Source organism: Pelagimonas sp. (genome assembly GCF_058892305.1).
Map to the genome: position 1 here is coordinate 1 of NZ_JBZXVN010000007.1, position 20,715 is coordinate 20,715.

Annotated in this window: 20 protein-coding genes; 8 read left to right on the forward strand and 12 right to left on the reverse strand. The window is 55.6% G+C overall.

Translation table 11 applies throughout. The features are described from left to right. The 4 genes from AC5EFR_RS03085 to AC5EFR_RS03100 all read right to left on the reverse strand — a co-directional run. The coding region (locus AC5EFR_RS03085; RefSeq protein WP_493574603.1) for a hypothetical protein at window positions 1-131 on the reverse strand (131 nt) is incomplete at its 3' end. Between the two features lie 230 nt (window positions 132-361). Then, window positions 362-1,729, reverse strand: a complete 1,368-nt coding sequence (locus AC5EFR_RS03090) for a DNA recombination protein RmuC (protein WP_493574499.1) — start codon at window positions 1,727-1,729, stop codon at window positions 362-364. Then, complete coding sequence (gene mutL / locus AC5EFR_RS03095) at window positions 1,726-3,573, reverse strand: DNA mismatch repair endonuclease MutL (RefSeq protein ID WP_493574500.1); 1,848 nt, start codon at window positions 3,571-3,573, stop codon at window positions 1,726-1,728. The genes AC5EFR_RS03090 and mutL overlap by 4 nt, the downstream gene beginning before the upstream one ends. A gap of 279 nt (window positions 3,574-3,852) precedes the next feature. Further along, on the reverse strand, window positions 3,853-5,073 hold the full coding sequence (locus tag AC5EFR_RS03100) for a urate hydroxylase PuuD (RefSeq protein ID WP_493574501.1): 1,221 nt from the start codon (window positions 5,071-5,073) through the stop codon (window positions 3,853-3,855). 110 nt (window positions 5,074-5,183) lie between these two features. Between AC5EFR_RS03100 and AC5EFR_RS03105 the strand changes: the two genes are divergently transcribed. Further along, window positions 5,184-6,101, forward strand: coding sequence for a LysR family transcriptional regulator (locus AC5EFR_RS03105; protein WP_493574502.1), 918 nt, complete (start codon window positions 5,184-5,186; stop codon window positions 6,099-6,101). Here the strand turns inward: AC5EFR_RS03105 and AC5EFR_RS03110 are convergent. Beyond that, window positions 6,098-7,489, reverse strand: a complete 1,392-nt coding sequence (locus AC5EFR_RS03110) for an aspartate aminotransferase family protein (protein WP_493574503.1) — start codon at window positions 7,487-7,489, stop codon at window positions 6,098-6,100. The two genes, AC5EFR_RS03105 and AC5EFR_RS03110, sit on opposite strands and share 4 nt — an antisense overlap. Before the next feature lie 133 nt (window positions 7,490-7,622). Here AC5EFR_RS03110 and AC5EFR_RS03115 point away from each other — a divergent pair, with 133 nt between their 5' ends. Continuing rightward, a complete protein-coding gene (locus AC5EFR_RS03115) occupies window positions 7,623-8,015 on the forward strand; it encodes a hypothetical protein (protein ID WP_493574504.1) in 393 nt (130 codons plus the stop codon). Window positions 8,016-8,056: 41 nt separating this feature from the next. Next, a complete protein-coding gene (locus AC5EFR_RS03120; RefSeq protein WP_493574505.1) occupies window positions 8,057-9,361 on the forward strand; it encodes a PepSY-associated TM helix domain-containing protein in 1,305 nt (434 codons plus the stop codon). 107 nt (window positions 9,362-9,468) lie between these two features. Here the strand turns inward: AC5EFR_RS03120 and AC5EFR_RS03125 are convergent, their stop codons facing one another. Further along, window positions 9,469-10,143, reverse strand: coding sequence for a GntR family transcriptional regulator (locus AC5EFR_RS03125; protein WP_493574506.1), 675 nt, complete (start codon window positions 10,141-10,143; stop codon window positions 9,469-9,471). A 155-nt stretch (window positions 10,144-10,298) separates the two neighbouring features. On the opposite strand from AC5EFR_RS03125, the gene AC5EFR_RS03130 reads away from it, so the two are divergent. From AC5EFR_RS03130 to AC5EFR_RS03150, 5 genes are all read left to right on the forward strand, one after another. Further along, entirely contained in the window at window positions 10,299-11,384 is a 1,086-nt protein-coding gene (locus AC5EFR_RS03130; protein ID WP_493574507.1) for a polyamine ABC transporter substrate-binding protein, read from the forward strand. A gap of 60 nt (window positions 11,385-11,444) precedes the next feature. Further along, window positions 11,445-12,815, forward strand: a complete 1,371-nt coding sequence (locus tag AC5EFR_RS03135; protein ID WP_493574604.1) for an ABC transporter ATP-binding protein — start codon at window positions 11,445-11,447, stop codon at window positions 12,813-12,815. 111 nt (window positions 12,816-12,926) lie between these two features. Further along, window positions 12,927-13,817 carry an ABC transporter permease subunit gene (locus tag AC5EFR_RS03140; protein ID WP_493574508.1) on the forward strand — a complete coding sequence of 297 codons (891 nt, stop codon included), beginning with the start codon at window positions 12,927-12,929 and terminating at the stop codon, window positions 13,815-13,817. After that, window positions 13,814-14,632 (forward strand): ABC transporter permease, encoded by an 819-nt coding sequence (locus AC5EFR_RS03145; RefSeq protein ID WP_493574509.1) that lies wholly within the window; start codon window positions 13,814-13,816, stop codon window positions 14,630-14,632. Before AC5EFR_RS03140 ends, AC5EFR_RS03145 begins: the two co-directional genes overlap by 4 nt. Further along, a complete protein-coding gene (locus AC5EFR_RS03150; protein ID WP_493574510.1) occupies window positions 14,629-15,942 on the forward strand; it encodes an NAD(P)/FAD-dependent oxidoreductase in 1,314 nt (437 codons plus the stop codon). The genes AC5EFR_RS03145 and AC5EFR_RS03150 overlap by 4 nt, the downstream gene beginning before the upstream one ends. Here the strand turns inward: AC5EFR_RS03150 and AC5EFR_RS03155 are convergent. The 6 genes from AC5EFR_RS03155 to AC5EFR_RS03180 all read right to left on the reverse strand — a co-directional run bounded on the left by AC5EFR_RS03155 (window position 15,939) and on the right by AC5EFR_RS03180 (window position 20,702). Further along, entirely contained in the window at window positions 15,939-16,853 is a 915-nt protein-coding gene (locus AC5EFR_RS03155; protein WP_493574511.1) for a DMT family transporter, read from the reverse strand. The two genes, AC5EFR_RS03150 and AC5EFR_RS03155, sit on opposite strands and share 4 nt — an antisense overlap. A 94-nt stretch (window positions 16,854-16,947) precedes the next feature. Beyond that, the gene (locus AC5EFR_RS03160; RefSeq protein WP_493574512.1) at window positions 16,948-17,325 is read right to left on the reverse strand and encodes a hypothetical protein; all 378 of its coding nucleotides are present in this window, start codon (window positions 17,323-17,325) and stop codon (window positions 16,948-16,950) included. A 16-nt stretch (window positions 17,326-17,341) separates the two neighbouring features. After that, window positions 17,342-18,115, reverse strand: coding sequence for a DUF6478 family protein (locus AC5EFR_RS03165; protein WP_493574513.1), 774 nt, complete (start codon window positions 18,113-18,115; stop codon window positions 17,342-17,344). 88 nt (window positions 18,116-18,203) lie between these two features. Further along, a complete protein-coding gene (locus AC5EFR_RS03170; protein WP_493574514.1) occupies window positions 18,204-18,950 on the reverse strand; it encodes a dihydroxy-acid dehydratase in 747 nt (248 codons plus the stop codon). A 147-nt stretch (window positions 18,951-19,097) separates the two neighbouring features. Beyond that, entirely contained in the window at window positions 19,098-20,054 is a 957-nt protein-coding gene (locus AC5EFR_RS03175; RefSeq protein WP_493574515.1) for an MBL fold metallo-hydrolase, read from the reverse strand. 105 nt (window positions 20,055-20,159) lie between these two features. After that, the gene (locus AC5EFR_RS03180) at window positions 20,160-20,702 is read right to left on the reverse strand and encodes a hypothetical protein (RefSeq protein ID WP_493574516.1); all 543 of its coding nucleotides are present in this window, start codon (window positions 20,700-20,702) and stop codon (window positions 20,160-20,162) included. Window positions 20,703-20,715: the final 13 nt, after the last annotated feature.

A 20,715-nucleotide genomic window follows, 5' to 3' on the forward strand; every position in this document is an offset into this window, starting at 1 on the left:
CGGGCCTGCTGTACAGCCTTATCCAACAGGAAATGGGCACGATCTGCGCCGTCACGCTGGATGACGTCTTCGACCGCCTCCTGCCATTCCTGGGATTCGACCGGATCAATGTCTTGGGAATGATCTGTCATATGTCCTCTCCCTCATATGCGCCGCTGGCGCGTCTAATTGATTTAACATTAAATCAATTGGCGTATTGCCGCGAATACAGGAAGGTTACCCAATGCGAGCACCTTCTGCAATCGCGTTGGGATTGTGATCTAACAGGTCAAGCGACGTTACGGCAGATATGCAGGCGCATAACATCCATGCGCCACGCGCATAGCAATAGTTTAACGTTAAACTTTAGATCATTTCTAAGTCAGGATTTTTCAGGCAATGTCACAACATTGCTTGGTTCGTCTTTTGCCAACTCTTCAAAATCAAAATTATCCAACCGACGCGCACGTTTACCGGCCTTGTCGGAACTGATTTTGATGTCTTCGATATCCTTAGCCGCCTGACCGAAATGCCGATCAAGGTTGCCAACACGCGTTCCCAAGCGCTCAACATCCCCTGACAACAGCCCAAGTTCTTTGCGAATGGCCCCAGCCTGTTCGCGCATGCGTGCATCTTTGAGAATCGCCCGCATCGTGTGCAGAGTCGCCATACATGTCGTTGGTGACACAATCCAAACGCGTGCGGCGAATCCCTCGCGGACCAAATCGGGGAAGTTTGCGTGCAATTCGGCATAGACCGCTTCGGACGGCAGGAACAACAACGCCCCGTCCGCAGTTTCGCCATCAAGGATGTATTTCTCGGAGATATCTTTGATGTGTTTGCGCACCGACGTCTTTAACATCCGCGCCGCTTCGACCACCTGACTGTCCGTCGTTGCATTGCGCAAGGCCTCATACCCCTCGAGCGGGAATTTCGCATCCACCACAATCGGGCCGGGAGGATTGGGTAAATGGATCAAACAGTCGGCCCGCTTGCCATTTGATAGTGTCGCTTGCAGCGTATAGCTATCCTTGGGAAGCGCCTTGGACACGATATCCGTCAGCTGAATTTCCCCAAAGGCACCGCGTGTCTGTTTGTTCGACAAGATATCTTGAAGCGTCAAAACATCCCCGGACAGCTTGGTGATATTTTCCTGCGCTTTGTCGATGGTTTGCAAACGTTCCTGAAGCGCCGACAAAGACGTCGCGGTGTTTTTGGCACTACCAGTTAGCGCGACACCCATCTTTTCTTGCATATCGGTCAAAGAACGCGCCGTCTTCATCTGAAGATCGGCCATATTCTCTTGCAACCGCATTTGATTTTGGCCCAGCGTTTCAGACAGTTTGAGCTGCTGTGCGGCCATATTGTCAGACAAAGACTGCGTCATATGCGCAAGGTTTTCGCCGGTGTTCCGCTGAACTTTGGACAGGTCCTCGTGCAACCTGAGCTGCACCTCTCCAAGACGTTGTTCCATCAAAACAGTCACTTGCGTTGCCGCTTGGGTTTGTTGATGCGCGACGGAATTCAAACTCCCCTCCAACTGCCCCTGACCATTGGCCAGATGTTCAACACGCGTCGACATGTCGGTCAATGCATGCGCCAGCATTTCCGCCGTGTGCGCCGTTTGGCCCGCACGACGCAGGCTAGACATCAGCAGGATCAGCATCAACAGCAAGGCAACCCCTGCTGCCACAACCATTAGAACCAGAGGGTCCTGCAACGAATACGTCTGCTCACCAAGTTGGATCATGTGCGTCCAAACAACCTTTCGATATCGCTCAGCTTGAGCTCAACATACGTAGGGCGACCATGGTTGCATTGGCCGGAATGCGGCGTGGCTTCCATTTCGCGCAAAAGCGCGTTCATCTCTTCGGCGCGCATCCGACGGCCCGACCGGATCGACCCATGACAGGCCACGCGGCTTAAGATCGCTTCGATCTTTTCGCGGACAAGCTGACTTTGCCCGACGTCGGACAACTCATCCAAAATATCAAGGATCAGCGCCTTGGCGTTGACCTCACCCAAAATCGCCGGAGTTTCACGCACCGCGATCGCATCACCACCAAAAGGTTCGATCCTAAGCCCCATTTGGGCCAGATCATCAGCAACCGCCAATATCTGCGCCTGATCATCAGGTGACAGATCAACAACTTCGGGGATGAGCAAAGCCTGAGCCGCCACGCCGTTTTCTGCCATCTGGTTTTTGAGCTTTTCATAGACCAGCCGCTCATGCGCAGCGTGTTGATCAACGATTACCATCCCGGTTTCGGTCTGGGCGATGATATAGTTTTCATGCACCTGCCCTCGCGCGGCCCCTAGCGGCAGACCCTCGTCGTTTTGGATAGCTTGAGGATCAGCATCAACCGGATCAACCACACGGGCCGAATAGCTTTGCGCCAAATCCGAAAAGCCCGGGTTCACCGGTTGCGGGGCCTGCGCCTGATAGGCGGCGGTGCGTGCGCCCAAGGACGGGCGATCCATTTGATACACCCGCGGCTCTGTCACTTCGGGCCGCATCGCCCCCAATGTCATGTCCGCCACAGTCGTCGACGCCCGGTGCCCCGCTTCGGCCAAGGCGTGTCGCAGGCTAGAAACGATCAGGCCCCGCACAATACCGGGATCGCGAAACCGGACTTCGGATTTCGCCGGGTGCACGTTGACGTCAACCTTGTGCGGGTCACAATCGACAAAAAGCGCAACAGCCGGGTGGCGATCACGCGACAGAAAGTCGTGATAGGCCCCGCGCAACGCCCCAATTAGCGTTTTGTCGCGAACCGGGCGCCCGTTGACAAACAAATGCTGCGCCACCGCCGTTCCGCGCGAATAGGTCGGCAAGGCCGCATATCCGGTTAGGCGAAATCCTTCGCGCTCGGCATCAATGGCAAGGGCATTTTCGGTGAATTCTGTTCCCATGACGCGGCCCAAACGCCCCCGCAGCGCATCAAATAGATCGCCGTTTTCGGCCTCAACCCGAAAGGTCACACGGTCTTTGCCCCCCGACACGTCGCGCAACGTAAACCCAACCGAGGGTTCCGCCATCGACAAGCGTTTGATCACATCGGTGATCGCCATGGTTTCCGAACGGTCGCTGCGCAGGAATTTCAACCGCGCGGGCGTGGCGAAAAACAAATCCCGAAGGGTGACTATCGTTCCACCATTGAGCGCACAGGGTTTGACGGCGGACATCTGACCACCCTCAACACTTAGCTCAACGGCGTCAAAGCCATGAGCCCGGCTTTGAATGGTCAAACGTCCAACCGCGCCAAGGCTTGGCAATGCTTCCCCGCGAAATCCAAAGGAGTGGATGTTTAACAAATCCGAGCCGTCGATTTTGGACGTCGCGTGGCGCGACAGGGCCAGCGGCAGCTCATCACCTGTCATCCCACAGCCGTCATCGCTAATGCGGATTAGGGTTTTTCCGCCATCAGCGACTTCAATCTCGACCCGACGCGCGCCTGCATCAATAGCATTTTCCACCAGCTCTTTGACCGCCGAAGCCGGGCGCTCAACCACCTCACCGGCGGCGATACGGTTAATAGCTGCATCGTCCAGCTGGCGGATAACGGGGCGCATATTGGGGGCTTGGGTGTTCATGCCACTAAATTTAGCAGACCCATTGCGATTCTGGAACGCAGAAAGAACAAAACGCGCACTCTATCAAATGGCTCTTGTGGGGGAATGACAGTCCGAAGGTCGCATATCAGATCAAAGATAATTTCCTTAACGTTGTTTTTGTAAGATTTGTAACGAGCAGTGCACAAGCAGGAGCATCCACATGCCAGTTAACTTGATCACCTACGAAGCTATCTCAAATATCTACGGCGCGGCCTTTGCCAAGACATGGTTCCGCCCCTTTTCGCCCGTCCGCAAACCTTAACCGCCTGTTGCCGCCGCATACCAATCCCGGATTGCGGCCCGCTCCTCTTCTTCCATCCATGATAAATTGGCCGGCGGCATCGCCCGGCTAAGCCCGGCATGCATGTAAATTGCGCGGGCATTTGTGGCGATGTGGGCTTCGGTGTCTAAACGAATGCCCTTTGGGGCCCATAGCAGACCGTCCCAATTCGGCTCTTCTGCGTGGCACATGGAGCACCGCCCCATAACAATGTCCTGAACATCCTCAAACCCTTCCGCTTGCGCAAATCGCAACGCAGGGCCCGAGGCTTCTTCGGGGGCGTCCCGCCACATCGGCGCGGTCGACAAGGCCATCACCAAAATGAACAAGATCGCCGTTGCCGCCCATGTCCACCATGGCGTCCCTTTGCGGGAATGCATCGAGTTAAAGAAATGCCGGATTGTGACGCCCATCAAGAAGACCAAACAGGCGATCAACCACGTGTATTCCGTGCCAAAGGACAACGGATAGTGGTTTGACAGCATCATGAAAATAACCGGTAACGTCAGATAGTTATTATGCGTAGATCGTTGCTTGGCAATCTTGCCGTATTTCGGATCAGGGGTGCGCCCGGCAATCAAATCCGCAACAACGATTTTCTGGTTGGGAATGATGATCATAAAGACATTTGCGCTCATCACCGTGGCCGTGAACGCACCAAGGTGAAGCAAAGCTGCACGGCCGGAAAACACGCTGGTGTAGAATATCGCCATTGCGACCAACACCACATAAAGCGCAACCATCAGGGCGGTTTGATTTGCGTTCACAAACAGGTTGCACAACCCGTTATAGGCCAGCCAGCCAAACGCCAAAGACGCAAGGGAAATCGCGATCGCCTGCCAGGCGCTAAGTTCCATGACAGCGGGGTCTATCAAATAGAATTCCGCGCCGAGATAGTAGACCAAGGCCAGCAAAGCAAAGCCCGAGAGCCAAGTCGTGTAACTCTCCCATTTGAACCAAACCAAGTCCGCTGGCATTTGATCCGGGGCAACCAAATATTTTTGGATGTGGTAAAACCCACCACCATGCACCTGCCATTCTTCGCCATCCGCGCCAGTGGCCAGATTGCGGTCACGGTGCAAGCCGAGATCCAAAGCAATGAAATAAAAAGAAGAACCGATCCAAGCCATCGCTGTGATGACATGCAGCCACCGCACAGCAAACTCTGCCCAGGCACCCATTGCAGCCAAATCATACATCGCGGTTCTCCCTTTTGAACCCAAGGCTATACGGATCGACGTTTCAAGTTTATCCATATAATCACAACACACTTTCAATTCTGTCCAGAAAAAGCAGCCCTAAATCGACCATGGCCTATATCGACAACATAAAAATGTTCGTGCGTGTCTATGAATTGGGCAACATGTCCGCCGCCGCGCGCGATCAACGCACGTCGCCGGCGGTTGCCTCGTCTCGCATTGCCGAGTTGGAGCGCCATCTGGGCGTGCGACTTTTCAATCGGACCACGCGCGCCCTTCATGCCACCGAGCACGGGCGGTTGTTCTATGATGGGGCACGCAATATTCTGGAATCAATTTCCGAGGCCGAGGGCACGGTGATGGAGGCGTCGCAAAACCCCCGTGGCACCCTGTTTGTCGCGGCCCCCTTGGGGCTTGGACGGCGGGTGATCGCCCCCGCTATCCCTCAATTTCAACAGCAGTTTCCAGAAATTGACATTCGCCTCCGTCTATCGGATCGGGTCGTTGACGTGACCGCCGAAGGGCTCGACCTCGCCTTTCATCTCGGCCCCTTGGCTGACAGCGACCTAAAAGTGCGCGGTATTGCCGACTGCGAACGCCTGTTGGTCGCCTCCCCAAGCTATGTTGAAGAATATGGGCTCCCTGCGGATGGAGAGGCCCTGATCCGCGATCAACACGCCTGTTTGAACCTCCGGTTTCCTGGCGCTCAGGAGTTTCAGTGGACCTTGGAAACCCCTGACGGACCAAAGCGTTACGACATTTCTGGCCCACTTGAGAGCGACGACGGAGATGTGTTGACGGATTGGGCCATTGCAAGCAGCGGCATCATCCTGAAGCCGCGTTTTGAAATCGCCCATCTTCTGGCCAATGGGAATTTAATCCCCGTCGCCACAGCGACTCCGCCTTATCCTGTGCGGTTGGCCTGCCTGTCACCTTCACGCCGCCATCGCGACCCGAAGGTGCAGGTTTTCACTGAGTTCATGGTGCAACAATGCAAAGAGGCCCTGCGTCAAGCCGAGGTTGTTTAACCCTCAACCATCAACCCTTTCTGCTGTAGAATTGCCAAGGTTTCATCAAGGCTCAAACGGGCGCGGTCGATAAGAATGTCGATCTCTTCGCGCGAAATCACCAAGGGCGGCGAAATGATCATCCTGTCTCCGACGTGGCGCATGATGAGATTGTTATCAAAGCAACGCTCCCGACAGATAAATCCAACGGTCCCGGCCTCTGCGGCAAAAGACGCGCGATTGTCTTTGTTCGGGGTCAAGGCAACCGACCCCATCATGCCAACAATCTTGGCCTCACCCACCAGCGGATGGTCAAGCAAGGTCTCAAATTTTTCCTTTAGATACGGGCCGGTATCGTCCCGAACCTGCTCAATCACCTTGTCCTCTTCCAACAAGCGAAGGTTTTCCAAGGCCACGGCACAGGCCACGGGATGCCCGGAATAGGTGTAGCCGTGGTTGAATTCGACGCTGGCGATCACCTCGGCGACCTCGTCACAGACAAGCGAGCCACCAATCGGTTGGTAGCCTGAGCTTAGGCCTTTGGCGATTGTCATGATGTGCGGACGCAGGCCCAAGGTTTGAGACGCAAACCAATTCCCGGTCCGGCCAAACCCGCAAATCACCTCGTCCGCAATCAACAAGATTCCGTATTTCTCAACGATCCTCTGCACTTCGGGCCAATAGCTATCAGGAGCAACAATAACGCCACCCGCCCCTTGCACCGGTTCGGCGATAAAGGCCCCAACCTTGTCCGGCCCAATCTCAAGAATCTTTTCCTCAAGCTGACGCGCCCGTTCAAGACCGAATTCTTCGGGGCTAAGATCGCCCCCTTCGGCCCACCAGTTGGGTTCATCAATATGTTCGATCCCGTCCAAAACGCCGCCCTGAGCGTGCATCCCTTTCATCCCGCCAAGGCTCATCGCGCCGACGGTCGAACCGTGATAGCCATTCCAGCGCCCGATAATCACGGTCCGCTCCGGCTGCCCTTTGGCCTGCCAATATGTACGAACCATGCGCAAATTTGTATCATTTGCCTCTGATCCGGACCCGGCAAAAAAGACGAGATTCAAGTCACCCGGGGCCAACTCGGCCAGTTTGGCCGCCAGCGCAATCGCCGGCACATGGCTGGTTTGAAAGAAGGTGTTGTAATAGGGCAGTTCCTGCATTTGGCGCGCGGCGGCGGCGGCAAGTTCATCGCGACCATAACCGATATTCACACACCAAAGCCCGGCCATCGCGTCCAAAATGCGGTTGCCATCGCTATCCGTAAGCCAACATCCCTCGGCCCGCGTCACAACGCGCGCGCCTTTTTCACCCAACTCGGCGTTGTTGGTGAACGGGTGCATATGGTGGGCGGCGTCAATGCGGCGCAATTCTTCGGTCGGGGTGTTGGTGGACAAAATGGTCATGAATCGGGCCTCTGATACGGGTCGCGACCAGAATATGATCAAATTCCAAACTGTCAATCTCAGCGATCACCGGAACTATTGCTTTGCGAATTCTCCTACAACGGGTATTCAGCCCGCAACCAAGGATTAACCAGTGCCAAACTCGTCATCAGACCTCCGCCATTGCCTCAGCGCCGTTTTGCGCTGTGCTTTGGTTGTGGCGGTGGCTATTGGTCTTTTGCTGCCGCGCATGTCCGCCGTTTTGGCCGAGGTGCTACCGGGCGTGCAGACCGTGGTTATTTGTACCGGTTACGAAATCACCACGTTGACCCTTGGACCGGACGGCACCCCGATTGAAACCGATGTCATCGCCACACCGCATTGCACCTTGGGTGACGTCGTCGAAACGATGGAAACGCCGACGCCCGATTGGGTGGCTTTGGCGGCTCCGGACACCATTCACCCCCCAGTTTTGTTGCACCCCGAAGCGGATCAGGATCGTCTGAACCAACTTCGCCTGTCACGGGCCCCGCCCCGGTTGAGCTAACTCTCACCTCAACCAACCCCTTAAAATGACAGGAATACCTGATGACCGATGCAACCGTATCGGCTTTGCCCGAGTCGCGTGCGACCACTGGCGGAGCCTTTTATCGACTGGTGTGGAAGTGGCACTTCCTCGCCTCGCTCTATGTCCTTCCCTTTATGATCATGTTGGCGATCACCGGCGGGATTTACCTCTTCAAACCCCAAATCGAAGAGGTGATTTATGCAAGCCGCCTCAACGTCGAAGCGACCGGCGACACATTGCCCTATGAAACCCAAGTCGCCGCCGTCACCGAGGCCGTAGGCATAAAGCGACTGCGCGGCGTAACAATCGAAGACACGCCGGGCCGCACGACATTGATCGAGTTTAACGATGCCAACAACACCCGCAGCTACGCTTGGGTAAACCCCTATACTGCCGAGGTTTTGGCCATCACCCCGCGCGACGAAACCGCGATGCGGATGCTCAAGAAATTCCATGGCGAATTGCTATTGGGAAGCACCGGCACAAAGTTCGTCGAACTGGCCGCGCATTGGGCCATCGTCATGTTCATCACTGGCCTTTATCTGTGGTGGCCACGAGGGCAGCGTAGCCTTGCCAAAGCCGTGTCTTTGCCATCGGGCAAGGGGCGACCCTGGTGGCGGGAAACCCATATGTTCACTGGTTTTTTAGCCGCAATCCTTGTGATCCCCTTGCTGATTTCCGGCCTGCCATGGACGGATGTTTGGGGCGGCGGCCTGTCGTTTGTTCAAGAACAAACCGATCAACAAAGCAAAAGCCTCCGCTTTGGCGGTGGGGCACCGAAATCAACGGCGTCTAGCGGTGAAACGCGAACCTATGATGCGATTTTTGCCGCCGCCAAGTCCGAAGGCCTTGCCGCCCCTTATGAAATGCGCCCGCCCAAAGGCGACTCCGGGGCCTATTGGATCAGATCGGCAAGCCGCGACCGCTATGAGCAGACCGAGTTGGTGATTGATCAATATAGTGGCGCGGTGCTTGCTCGTGTGGATTTCACCGATAATCCCGCAATCGCTCAGGCCGTTGCGCTGGGTGTGTCGTTCCATCAGGGCGAGCTTTATGGCTGGGTCAACCTTGCGCAAAACGTGCTCGCCGCTGTTTTGGCCTTTGTTCTGGCCATTTCAGGCATGGTTGCGTGGTGGAAACGCAAACCCGCAGGGTCGCTTGGCGTTCCTGCCGCGCCGGAACCTGCCTTTGGGTTTGGCATGGCCATTTTGGTCGTTGCCTTGATGATCCTGCTGCCGCTCATGGGGGCGTCTCTGATCATTGCCTTGCTGCTTGATCAGGTTATTTTTCAACGCCTTGGCTGGTTCAAATCCGCCATGGGCTAGTCATTGGGACGCTGGATATGTGTCGCGTAATTCGTAACCGGGCGTGTGGAATTCGTCCCTTCGTCAGTCCCTACGCACCCTTTTTGTGTCACGAGTGATCCAACATCCTAGTCCTGATCCGGCAGAATAGACTGTCGGATCAGGTCCATCCCCTGCACCACATCCTCGCGCATGGCCTGCGCTGTTGCCTCGGCATCCTTGGCTTGCAACGCGGTCAAAAGCTCTTTGTGGCGATCAGGAAGGTTTCGGGTGCCAAATTGCCCGCAAACAATCCGCAATGATGGCCCAAATCGAAGCCACAATCCATCAACCATAGAGGTCAAGATCGGGGCATCGGCAATGGAGTTCAATGCCCCATGAAATGTGTGATTCTCTTTGAGGTAAAGCGGCACGTCTCCCCGTTCAATTGCCTTGTCCAACCGCGCATCAATGGTGGCCAACTCCGAAATTTCTTCGTCCGAAACGCGCAATACAGCCCGTTTCGCCAAGATTGGCTCAAGTGCGAGACGCGCTTCGGTCAGCTCTGAAACTGCGGGCAAATCAAGCACTGGCACCATGATGCGCCGGTTGCCTAACGCTTGGAGTGCGCCCTCGGCCGTTAGGCGGCGAAGCGCCTCACGGACCGGGGTCATACCAGCCTCAAGTTTGGCGACAAGCCCTTGAATAGTCAGAGGTTCCCCAGGTTTAAATTCGCCGAACAAAATCGCATCCCGCAAATCGCGATACACTTTTTCATGCGCCGGAATTCCTGCGGTTTCCACCTTGCCTGCCTCGGAATTCATCACTTGCCGTCCCCCTAGACGATTTACCCTTCGACACCCCTTGCGCCGGTCATTTCTGCGTGGAAGCATCGCCGAAGTTGCTTTGTAACGCAACTTATGATCAAAATATTCAGAGACGGGGCGCGCAACGACCCCGCGACCAACGGGAGAATGAGATGACCAAGACACTCACCACCTTGACCGCCGCCTTGGCACTGGTCGCCGGAATGGCCAGCGCCGACGAGGTTCGGGTTTACAACTGGTCCGACTATATCGACGAAGCTCTACTGAAGAAATTCGAAGAAGAGACCGGCCTAACCCTTATCTATGATGTGTTTGATAGCAACGAGTTGCTGGAAACCAAAATGCTGGCCGGTGGATCCGGATATGACGTCGTCGTTCCCACCGGAAGCTTTATGCAGCGTCAAATTCAGGCGGGCGTGTTCCAACCCTTGGACAAATCCAAGCTCGGCAACTACGGCAACCTATGGGACGTTATCCAAGACCGCACCGCGCGGTTTGACCCCGACAACACCTATTCGATCAACTACATGTGGGGCACAACCGGCCTTGGTGTGAATACCACAAAAGTCAAAGAAGTCTTAGGTGATGACGCGCCAATCGACAGCTTGGCCTTGGTGTTTGACCCGGCAAATATGGAAAAACTCGCGTCTTGCGGCGTACATTTCCTCGATGCTCCGGATGAGCTTTTCCCAGCGGCTCTGACCTATCTGGGTATTGATCCCAACACCCACGAAAAAGCCGATCTTGAAAAAGCCGCCGAGCTGATGGAATCTGTGCGTCCGCATATTCAGAAATTCCACTCGAGCGAATATATCAACGCTTTGGCCAATGGTGACATCTGCGTTGCTGTGGGCTGGTCCGGGGATGTGCTTCAGGCCCGTGGCCGCGCGGAAGAGGCCAAAAACGGTGTCGAAATCGCCTATAACGCCCCCAAAGAAGGTGCGTTGATGTGGTTTGACATGATGGCCATTCCAGAGGATGCGCCTAACGCCGAAGGTGCGCACAAGTTCCTGAACTTCATTTTGGATGCCCAAAACATGGCTGCTGCGTCGAACTATGTGTTTTACGCCAACGGGAACAAAGCCGCGCAAGAGCATCTTGACCCGGCACTGATTGATGACCCCGCAGTTTATCCATCGCCCGAAGCCCTTGAAACCACCTATATCAAGGATCCCTACCCAGCCAAAGTTCAGCGGACGGTCACCCGTCTTTGGACACGCGTTAAATCGGGCGTCTAAGCCTTTGACATGACAAGCCCGCTCCCGGTTTGGGGGCGGGCCATATTGCCGGGAAATCATATGGCGCAGACTGTTTTTGCCCCTTGGGACAATCCCGAGGAAAAGCCCCTGATCGAATTTGTGAATGTGACCAAGCGTTTTGGCGACTTCACCGCAATCGACAACCTGTCTCAGAAAATCTACGCGAAAGAATTCTTCGCGCTTCTTGGTCCGTCGGGCTGTGGCAAAACCACAATGATGCGCATGCTGGGCGGGTTCGAAACACCGACCTCGGGCAAAATTCTTTTGGCGGGACAAGACATTGGGGCGGTACCGCCGAACAAGCGCGCTGTGAACATGATGTTTCAAAGCTACGCGTTGTTCCCACATATTTCGGTCTGGGAAAACATCGCGTTTGGCCTGAAACGTGAAGGCATGGCCAAAGACAAGATCGCGGCCCGCGTCGACGAAATGCTACGCCTGACGCGACTTGAAAAGTTTTCAGGCCGCAAACCACATCAGATTTCTGGAGGTCAACGGCAACGTGTGGCGCTTGCCCGATCTTTGGCGAAAGCACCGAAATTATTGCTTTTGGATGAACCCCTCGGGGCGTTGGACAAGAAACTGCGTCAAGAAACGCAGTTTGAATTGATGGACATTCAGGAAAGCACCGGAACCACCTTTGTCATCGTGACCCACGATCAAGAAGAAGCCATGACCGTGGCAAGCCGCGTGGCGGTGATGGATCACGGCAAGATTGTTCAAGTCGCGACGCCGGATGTGATATACGAGGCCCCAAACTCGGTTTATGTGGCTGATTTCATTGGGGATGTGAACCTGATCGAGGGAACGGCCAAGGCGCGAAAAACCTCAAACACAACCACGCAACCCGCACCCCCCCCCCTTGTTGAATCGGAGGTTTCCTTCGAGCCGGAGCAATCCACAGGTCGCAAACCACAACCGAATGCGCGTGGCGAATGGCTTCACGATAAACTACTAGAACCGGTTTTGGGCAAAAGGGCAGCGGCACAAAAACCCATCGCAACCACGCTGGTTTCCGAAACGACCGCGCCTAAGGTGCCAGTACTAAAACCGTCCGACATTCCGGATGGTGGTATAGAGATAGCTTGGTCGGACAACGACAAACCCCTTATCGCAAGCAACGCAGACCCATCGCTTGTTGGAGCAAAGGTTGTTCTCGCTCTTCGGCCTGAGAAACTCAGCATTTCGACCGAAGAACCCGAAGCCGCCAATGTACTGCGCGGCAAGGTGATCGACATCGCTTATCTCGGCAACATCTCGACCTACTATGTGCAGTTGGAAACCGGCACGATGGTCAAAGCCCAGATCGCCAATACGCGCCGTGTCTCGCGCCGGGATATCACCTGGGAAGATCACGTTTGGCTTAGCTTCACGGCCACAGCGGGTATTGTGCTGGAGAAGGACACATGAGCCCGCTGATTGTAGTATATGGCTCTCTGGCCACCACCCAAATTTCGTGCACGAAATTTGCAAATTCCTTGCAAGGAATTTGGGCACCACGTGCCGCGAGGGGGGCGTAATATGCGGCGGGCTGTCCTTATTGCGGTTCCCTACCTTTGGCTTTTGGCGCTGTTTCTGGTGCCCTTTCTCATCGTCTTCAAAATCTCACTGTCGGACGCGGCGATTGCCCGACCGCCCTACTTCCCTCAGCTTGAGTTGTCCGAAGGTTGGTTAGGCCTAAAAGAGTTTTTTGCCGAGCTGGATTGGGAAAACTACATTTTCCTAGGCGAAGATGTCCTTTATTATCAGGCCTATCTCAGCTCACTCAAAATTGCGCTCATCTCAACGGTACTAACCCTTTTGGTCGGCTATCCGATTGCCTATGGCATGGCGCGAGCGGCCCCCGAATGGCGTCCGACCCTTCTAATGCTGATCATTTTGCCATTCTGGACCAGCTTCTTGATCCGCGTTTATGCGTGGAAAGGCATCCTAAGCACCGAGGGATTGCTAAACCAACTTCTGATGTCGCTGGGGATCATTTCTGAACCGTTGACCATTCTCAACACCAACACGGCCGTTTATATCGGCATCGTCTACACCTACCTGCCCTTCATGGTGCTCCCGATCTATTCGGCATTGGAAAAGATGGATGATTCCTTGCTCGAAGCCGCCAAAGACCTTGGCTGTTCCCGCCTCCAAGCCTTCTGGCTCGTGACCTTTCCCATGTCGCGTGCGGGTGTTTTTGCAGGCTGTTTCCTCGTCTTTATTCCCGCATTGGGCGAATTTGTCATTCCCTCGCTTCTCGGCGGGTCAGACACGTTGATGATCGGCAAGGTGCTCTACGAAGAGTTCTTCTCCAACCGCGATTGGCCGGTGGCAAGTGCTGTCGCGGTGATCTTGTTGTTGATCTTGATCGTTCCGATTGTCCTGTTCCAGCTGAACCAGCAAAAGCAGCAGGAGTCGGAGCAATGAGACGGTTTTCCTGGTTCAACGTCACGTCGCTGACACTTGGCTTTGCCTTCCTCTATCTGCCGATGATCATTTTGGTCGTCTACAGCTTCAACTCCTCACGACTGGTCACTGTCTGGGCGGGTTTTTCGACCAAATGGTACGGCGAGCTTTTGCAAAACGAGGACTTTTTGCAAGCGGCTTGGGTCACCATCAAAGTCGCTTTCTTTGCGTCTTCCATTGCTACGGTTTTGGGCACGATGGCCGCCTATGTCCTTGTCCGAGGCGGACGCTTTCATGGCCGCACATTGTTCTCAGGCATGATTTACGCGCCTTTGGTCATGCCAGAAGTCATCACCGGCCTGTCGCTTTTGCTTCTGTTCATTGGCATCGGCCTTGATCGCGGGGTTTTGACCGTCATCTTAGCCCATACGACCTTTGCTATGTGTTACGTCTCGGTCGTTGTCAGCTCGCGTTTGATAAGCTTTGATAGATCATTGGAAGAAGCGGCGCTTGATCTTGGGTGTTCACCGTTCGAGGCTTTCCGCCTCGTCACCCTCCCCATCATCGCACCGGCGGTGATCTCGGGTTGGTTGCTGGCCTTTACCCTGTCGCTCGACGATCTGGTCATTGCCTCCTTTACCACCGGCCCCGGTGCCACGACCCTACCGATCAAGGTGTTCTCTGCTGTGCGTCTCGGTGTGAGCCCCGAAATCAACGCGCTCTCCACCATCATGATTGGCATTGTCACTATCGGTGTGATCACCACGTCGCTCATCTCCAAGCGCTCGGCAATCAAACAAGCCCGCGAAGAACGCGCCGCAGATCGTAGCACATGAAACGCCTCTACGAACCCGCGGCCTATGCCGAACACAGCGGACGGTTCTGGGAAACCACGATGCCTGCGCAAGACTGGCAGGTTTTGAACACGAATCTCAACGTCGACGTCGCGATCATCGGAGGCGGGTTTACCGGGTTGAATGCCGCGTTGGGATTGGCGCAATCAGGGCTAAACACAGCAGTTTTTGAGGCCATGTCCCCCGCTTGGGGGGCGTCCGGGCGCAACGGTGGGTTTTGTTGCTTGGGCGGTTCCATGCTCCCACAAAAACACATGCGCAAACGGTTTGGCGATGCCGCAACCGACGACTGGCACAAGGCACAAATCGCATCCATCCATCACGTTCAATCCTTGCTTACCGATCATTCCATCGACGCCGATACGCATTCTCAGGGCGAAACCTGCGTTGCCCATTCGGCGCGGGCATGGCGGGCGATGCAGTCCGAGGCAGCCGAGATCGAAACCCATTACGGCCTGTCGCCGACTCTCATTCCCAAGAACGACCTTGCTCAATCTGGGTTGGGCGGCCCATGGTATGGGGCAATGACAACCCCGCTCGGTTTTGCCCTGAACCCACAGAAATACCACAACGGCTTGGCGCAACTGGCCCAAGGCGCCGGGGTGCAGTTGTTTGGCCAATCCCCGATCACGGCGCTTTGCCCGTCCGACACCGGTTGGACCCTAACTTCCGGCCCCCACACCATCACCGCCAAACGTATTGTGTTGGCCACCAATGGCTATTCATCCGATGATCTGCCCGATTGGATTGGCGCACGCTACCTTCCGGTCCAATCCAGCATCATCCTCACCCGCCCCCTAAGCCGAGACGAACAACAAGCAGCAGGCTGGTGGTCGTCTCAGATGGTCTATGATTCACGACAGCTTTTGCACTATTTCAGGCTGCTTCCAGATGGCCGGTTTTTGTTTGGAATGCGAGGTGGGTTGCGGGCCACGCCAGCCGCTCAAGCCAAGATAAACCGGAAAATCCGGCGTGATTTCAACAAGATGTTCCCCGCTTGGGCCCATATCGACATCACCCATGAATGGTCCGGGCTGGTCTCGCTTATGTCCGACCTTGTGCCGTTTGTTGGGCCGGTGCCTGATCATCCCGGTCTTTTTGCCGCCATGGGCTATCACGGCAACGGCGTCGCAATGAGCAGCTATTGCGGACATCTATTGGCCCAACATATGATCAACAACCAACCGCTCCCCAAGGTGTTGTCCCGACCACCAAGTCGCGTACCACTTGGGCGGTATCGGCGATATCTCTTGGCCCCGGCCTACGCCATTTCCGAATTGTTTGACCTTTAACCTTGGGGAGTCAAACCCGGCCGGGCCTTGCCACGTTTCAATCCCAACTGGCGTTCGCGCCAGATGATCAAACCACCGGCCGCCATCACAATTGCCGAACCCGCTAAAACCATCTGTGTCGGCACTTCGTCAAAGAAGACATATCCAAACAGAATGGCAAACAGGATGGACGCATAGTCAAACGGAGCCAAAAGCGCCGCCTCGGCATGTTTGTATGACGCCGTCAGGAAGATTTGCGCAATGCCGCCAACAAGGCCGGACACAATCAACATCACAACCGCCGGCATTCCCGGCCAAGTCCACCCAAAGGGCAGTGAAAGCAGCGAAAACAAGGTTGCCGTAAGCGAGAAATAGAACACGATGGCGGATGTTTCTTCGGTCGCAACGAGTTTGCGGATATGAATCTGAACCAAGGCGCGCAAAACCGCCGAGATCAAAATACAGATCATCCCCAATAAGGCCACATCGTCGATTTCATCGACGGACAGACGCGGCCACATCACCACCACAACCCCAACCAAGCCTAAGACAACAGCCGCCATTCGAAACATTCGCAGGCGTTCACCCAATAAAATTGCGGCGAAAATCACCGTCAACATAGGTGCTGCATACCCAATTGCGGTCACTTCGGGCAAAGGTAGGAACCCCAATGACGCGAAACCGAACCCCATAGCCGTCACCCCAATCGCCCCGCGCCAGAAATGCCCGATGGGGCGATTGACCTTGAACCCGGTTTTCAAATCGCCCCGCAAGGCGAGCCAACCAACAATGATTGGCATGGCAAAAAAGCTTCGGAAAAACACCGCCTCACCGGGCGGCACAAGATCGGCTGTCGCCTTGATCAAGGACGCCATAATAGTGAACAAAAAAACAGAGCATAGCTTTAACGCAATGCCGCGAAACGGGGACATGGTGGCTCCTTGCAGGGGATGTGTGCAAGGTGATCCGATTGTTAGCGCAGGTCAAGCCGCCTCGGGCGACCGCGCGAACAAACAAACAACCGCTCTAGGTTGTCTCAAGGCAATGACGGCGAAACGCCCGTTTGAGCATGTCCAATTCGGCGCGCAGAAGCTCGACCTCGGCGCGAATGTCATCACCAAGAACCTCACCGGCAATCAGGGTGAAGCTATCCAAAACCACATCAGCATTGGCATCGGTGATCAAAAACGTTTGCACGCCTTCGCTCACCGCTTCGATCGGCACCGGAATTTGGATAACCCAGCGCCCCGGCTCATTGGTTTCGCTCATCGTGACGCCACGCACAGGCAGGTCGCGCAGGGTTACGGCGATTTCCGGCTGGGCTGCGTCTTTTTCAATAGCGGTCAAAAGACCTTCCCAAAGGCCTTCGCGAAAGCGGGTTTTGGTGAGGGAAAAGGCACTCATAGCGTCGATGCTCCTGTCACAGTTCCGCCCGCTTGCGGCGGCTAAAGGTCAAATCCCGCAGGATCACCTGATTCATTTGTGGCCCTTCAAAGATCAGATCGAGCCACATTTTCTCGACCCGCTTTTCGTTGAGCTTGGTATAGGCCAGATCAAATTCCACAACGATGTCTTCTTCGTTCAACGGCAGTTCGCGCACGATCTGTTCGGTGTTGGGGCCGTGTTTGATATTAAGTCGGGCAAAGATTTCCAGCGGCTTTTCCATTTCGACAATGGTTTCGATGCGGATCAAATGCTTGCGTAGCAAACCCCGGCTCGCCTCTTCGGGGACATCGACGGCTAGCGACAGATACGAGCCGTCGAACCGGAAGACGTCCATGCGCAACCCAAAGGCGGCCAAATCCTCTTCGCGCATATTGCGGATTTGGCGCAGGGTGAGTTCGGAATGCTGGCAGTCATGAAACAGCGTGACCTCGCTGCCCAGCATCGACTTTGTTTGGACTGACGAAAGGCCCGGCACCGGCAGTGGGCCGCACCACAGCTCAGGTCGCCACGCCCAATCGGCATCGGCGGGCCGTGGGAAAGACTGATTCCCGATATAGGGAAGCGCAAGACGTGATTCAGCGACGTGAATGAGCTGATCGAGATGCTGTTTAAGCTTGCGTGCGCGTGCGCGTTGACTGCGCAGCTCGGCTAGGTCGGTTTTGTCAGCGGCCCGCGATGCCCGCGACCAGCGGCGCAGCGCGCCCTGTTCCAACGAACGATCCAGCCAGCCCTGCTTTTCCCCACTCATGTTTTGCCCCCGCAAATCTGTCGCCTGAAACCGCCCACGACCATTTCGATAGGCCAACGCATTTGGCCCAACAGTAGTATTGCAAATCTTAACGCTTGAATAAACGCCCCAAAAGCGTTTCTTCCTGCGGTTTTTTGGCGGGTTGGGTGGTCTCAGGCTCCGCAGAGCTTCCACTCGGGCTTAGGGATGCGATTTTTGAATGGAGTTTGCGCAATGCACCGCCCCCTTTGACTCCGGCATAGGGGCTTCCTTTGGGGGCATAAAGCGCAAGACCGACAAGGCGATCCCCTTGCAAAAACGCCCCGCGCCAATGCTTTTTGTCGCCGCCCTGCAATTGCGCATCACCACCACCATCAAGGTTGGCAACAACAAACCCGTCGCCGGTTTCGCCGCCCAACAAGGGCGCGCCCGCAGTCACCGCCAATTGTTGTGGTGTCGGCAGGTCAGAAACTTTGCCCTTGGGGCCGACCGTGACCGTGATCAACAAAGGTTCAACCGCTGCGCCAACTTTGCCGTCCGACAGAATGTGGCATGACGCAATCAACGCAAACCCGCGCTCTTGCGAACTTTGTTTGGTCACGGGGTCGATGCAATAGCCATCATGGCCCGCGACCTCTACGTCGCCCCCCGCCAGCGAGACCCGCGCCAAAGGCGGCTTGGATTTGCTAGTCGCACCGGGTGTTTTGTCGTTAGATCCCCCCAAAAGGCCAGACAGGAAGCCATTTGAAGCCGGTTTGGCTTCGGAATCCGGTTTGGAATCCGGGAGTCCACCTTCGCAGGCCATCAAGGACAGCGTCATCATCACCGCAGCACAGAACCGGATCACTCGCATCATGTCGTCACCACCCCCTTGGCGTTTTCTCCCCTATTCGGCAGAGTTTCTCTGGGAATAGCGAAGCGCCGGGGAACGGACAAGGTGAAACCACGGGGAAAGCACGGCCCCGAACATCCAGTCGGGGCCGCGCCAATTGCTAGTCTACACTCACATGTAGTCCCATGAGGCCGGTACAAAGCGGAACCCGTCTCCCGCCTTTTCAACGAAACCAACACCGGGAAACGGCATGTGCATTCCGGCGATTTTCTGACCGCTTTGCACAACGGACGCAAAGGCATCTGCCCGTGTTTTAGCCGCCAGTTCCTGATCGGTATCAAACCCGATGGTTACCTCAGGGCGTGCCATCTGAACCGGGGCCACATGAACCACATCACCCCAAATCAAAAGGCTATCACCACCGGATTCAAGCATCACACCTTGGTGGCCAACCGTGTGACCGGGCATGGGACGTCCAACCAGACCGGGGGCCAGATCGGCTTCGCCTTCGACGATCCGCACCCGATCTTGATAGGCGGCAATCACGCCCATGGCCAAATCAAAGCCACCACGGAATTGCTCGGGTGCTTGGGCTTGGATGTCTTTGGAGGTCCAGAAGTCCACATCGGCCTTGGTCACGACCAGTTCCGCGTTGGGATACATCGCCGCGCCATCCTTGATCGCGCCGCCGACGTGATCGCCATGCATATGGGTCACGATGAGCTTTGAGACATCGCCCGGCATAACGCCCAGCGCGGCCAACACCTCGGCCACATCGCCTAGGGAGGGTCCAAAAACCCCACCCGTTCCGGCATCAATCAACCAGTTTTCGCCGCCCGATTGAACGAGGTAGGCATTGACCGCAGCGCGAAAGTTCTCCGGGTCTTGATAGCCTTGCCTAAGCAGCGCAGCGATGTCATCCGGTCCGGCACCTTGCAACATGCTCAAGGGCATATTGAAATAACCGTCCGAAATCGCGGTGACGACCATATCGCCGACTTTAAATTTCTGGGCGGCAATCACTTGGGCCCCGTGACCATCGGCAGCAACGGCAATGGGAATGATCCCGGCGGTCGCGGCCAAAGCAGCAGCGGCGGGAAAAGTTTTGAGGAATGTGCGGCGTTTCATAGCAGTGTCCTTCTGCGTTTAAACAACGCCCTAAGAATAGGGCGACTTGCCTGAGCGGAAAGGGCCATTCAGTTTTTTTCCCAACCGCTCAAGTCGGTTTCAAGATTAGAGAGCCAAACAGGCCTTGATCGCAGCAACGTCGACGTTGGGAACCGCGCCTTTTTCGACGGAAACTAGGTCATCCACATGAACCCCCAAATCGGGGCTCACACGCGTAACCCATGTCGATCCGTGTTCGGTAAATTCGCGGATGGCCCAGGTGTCGTAGGGTTTGCCATCCAGCCAGTAGTCAACATCTTTGCCGATCACAAAGAACGCGCCGGACTCAGCCGCTTTGCCGGGAGCAAAGGGCCAGATCGCGTCGATCCCGTCTAGGAACGGATTGTAGCCGCCGTCGCATTGCAGGGATGTCGCCCCATAGGTGTAGCGGGCCATGTAGCTTCCGTATTCATGGTGCTCGACCATGCCGACAAAGCTCGTCTCGTCCGATCCCAGCACTGTGATGGTTTCGGTGACGATGGGCACCTCGCCGCCCTCATAGACGCCATATACAAATTTTGTACCGGTGGCCGGGGCGCTATACCCTTGGGCAACCGCCATAGCAGGCAAGGCAAGCACCGCAAAAATCGTCAAACCCATTCTTCGCATCACATCTCTCCCC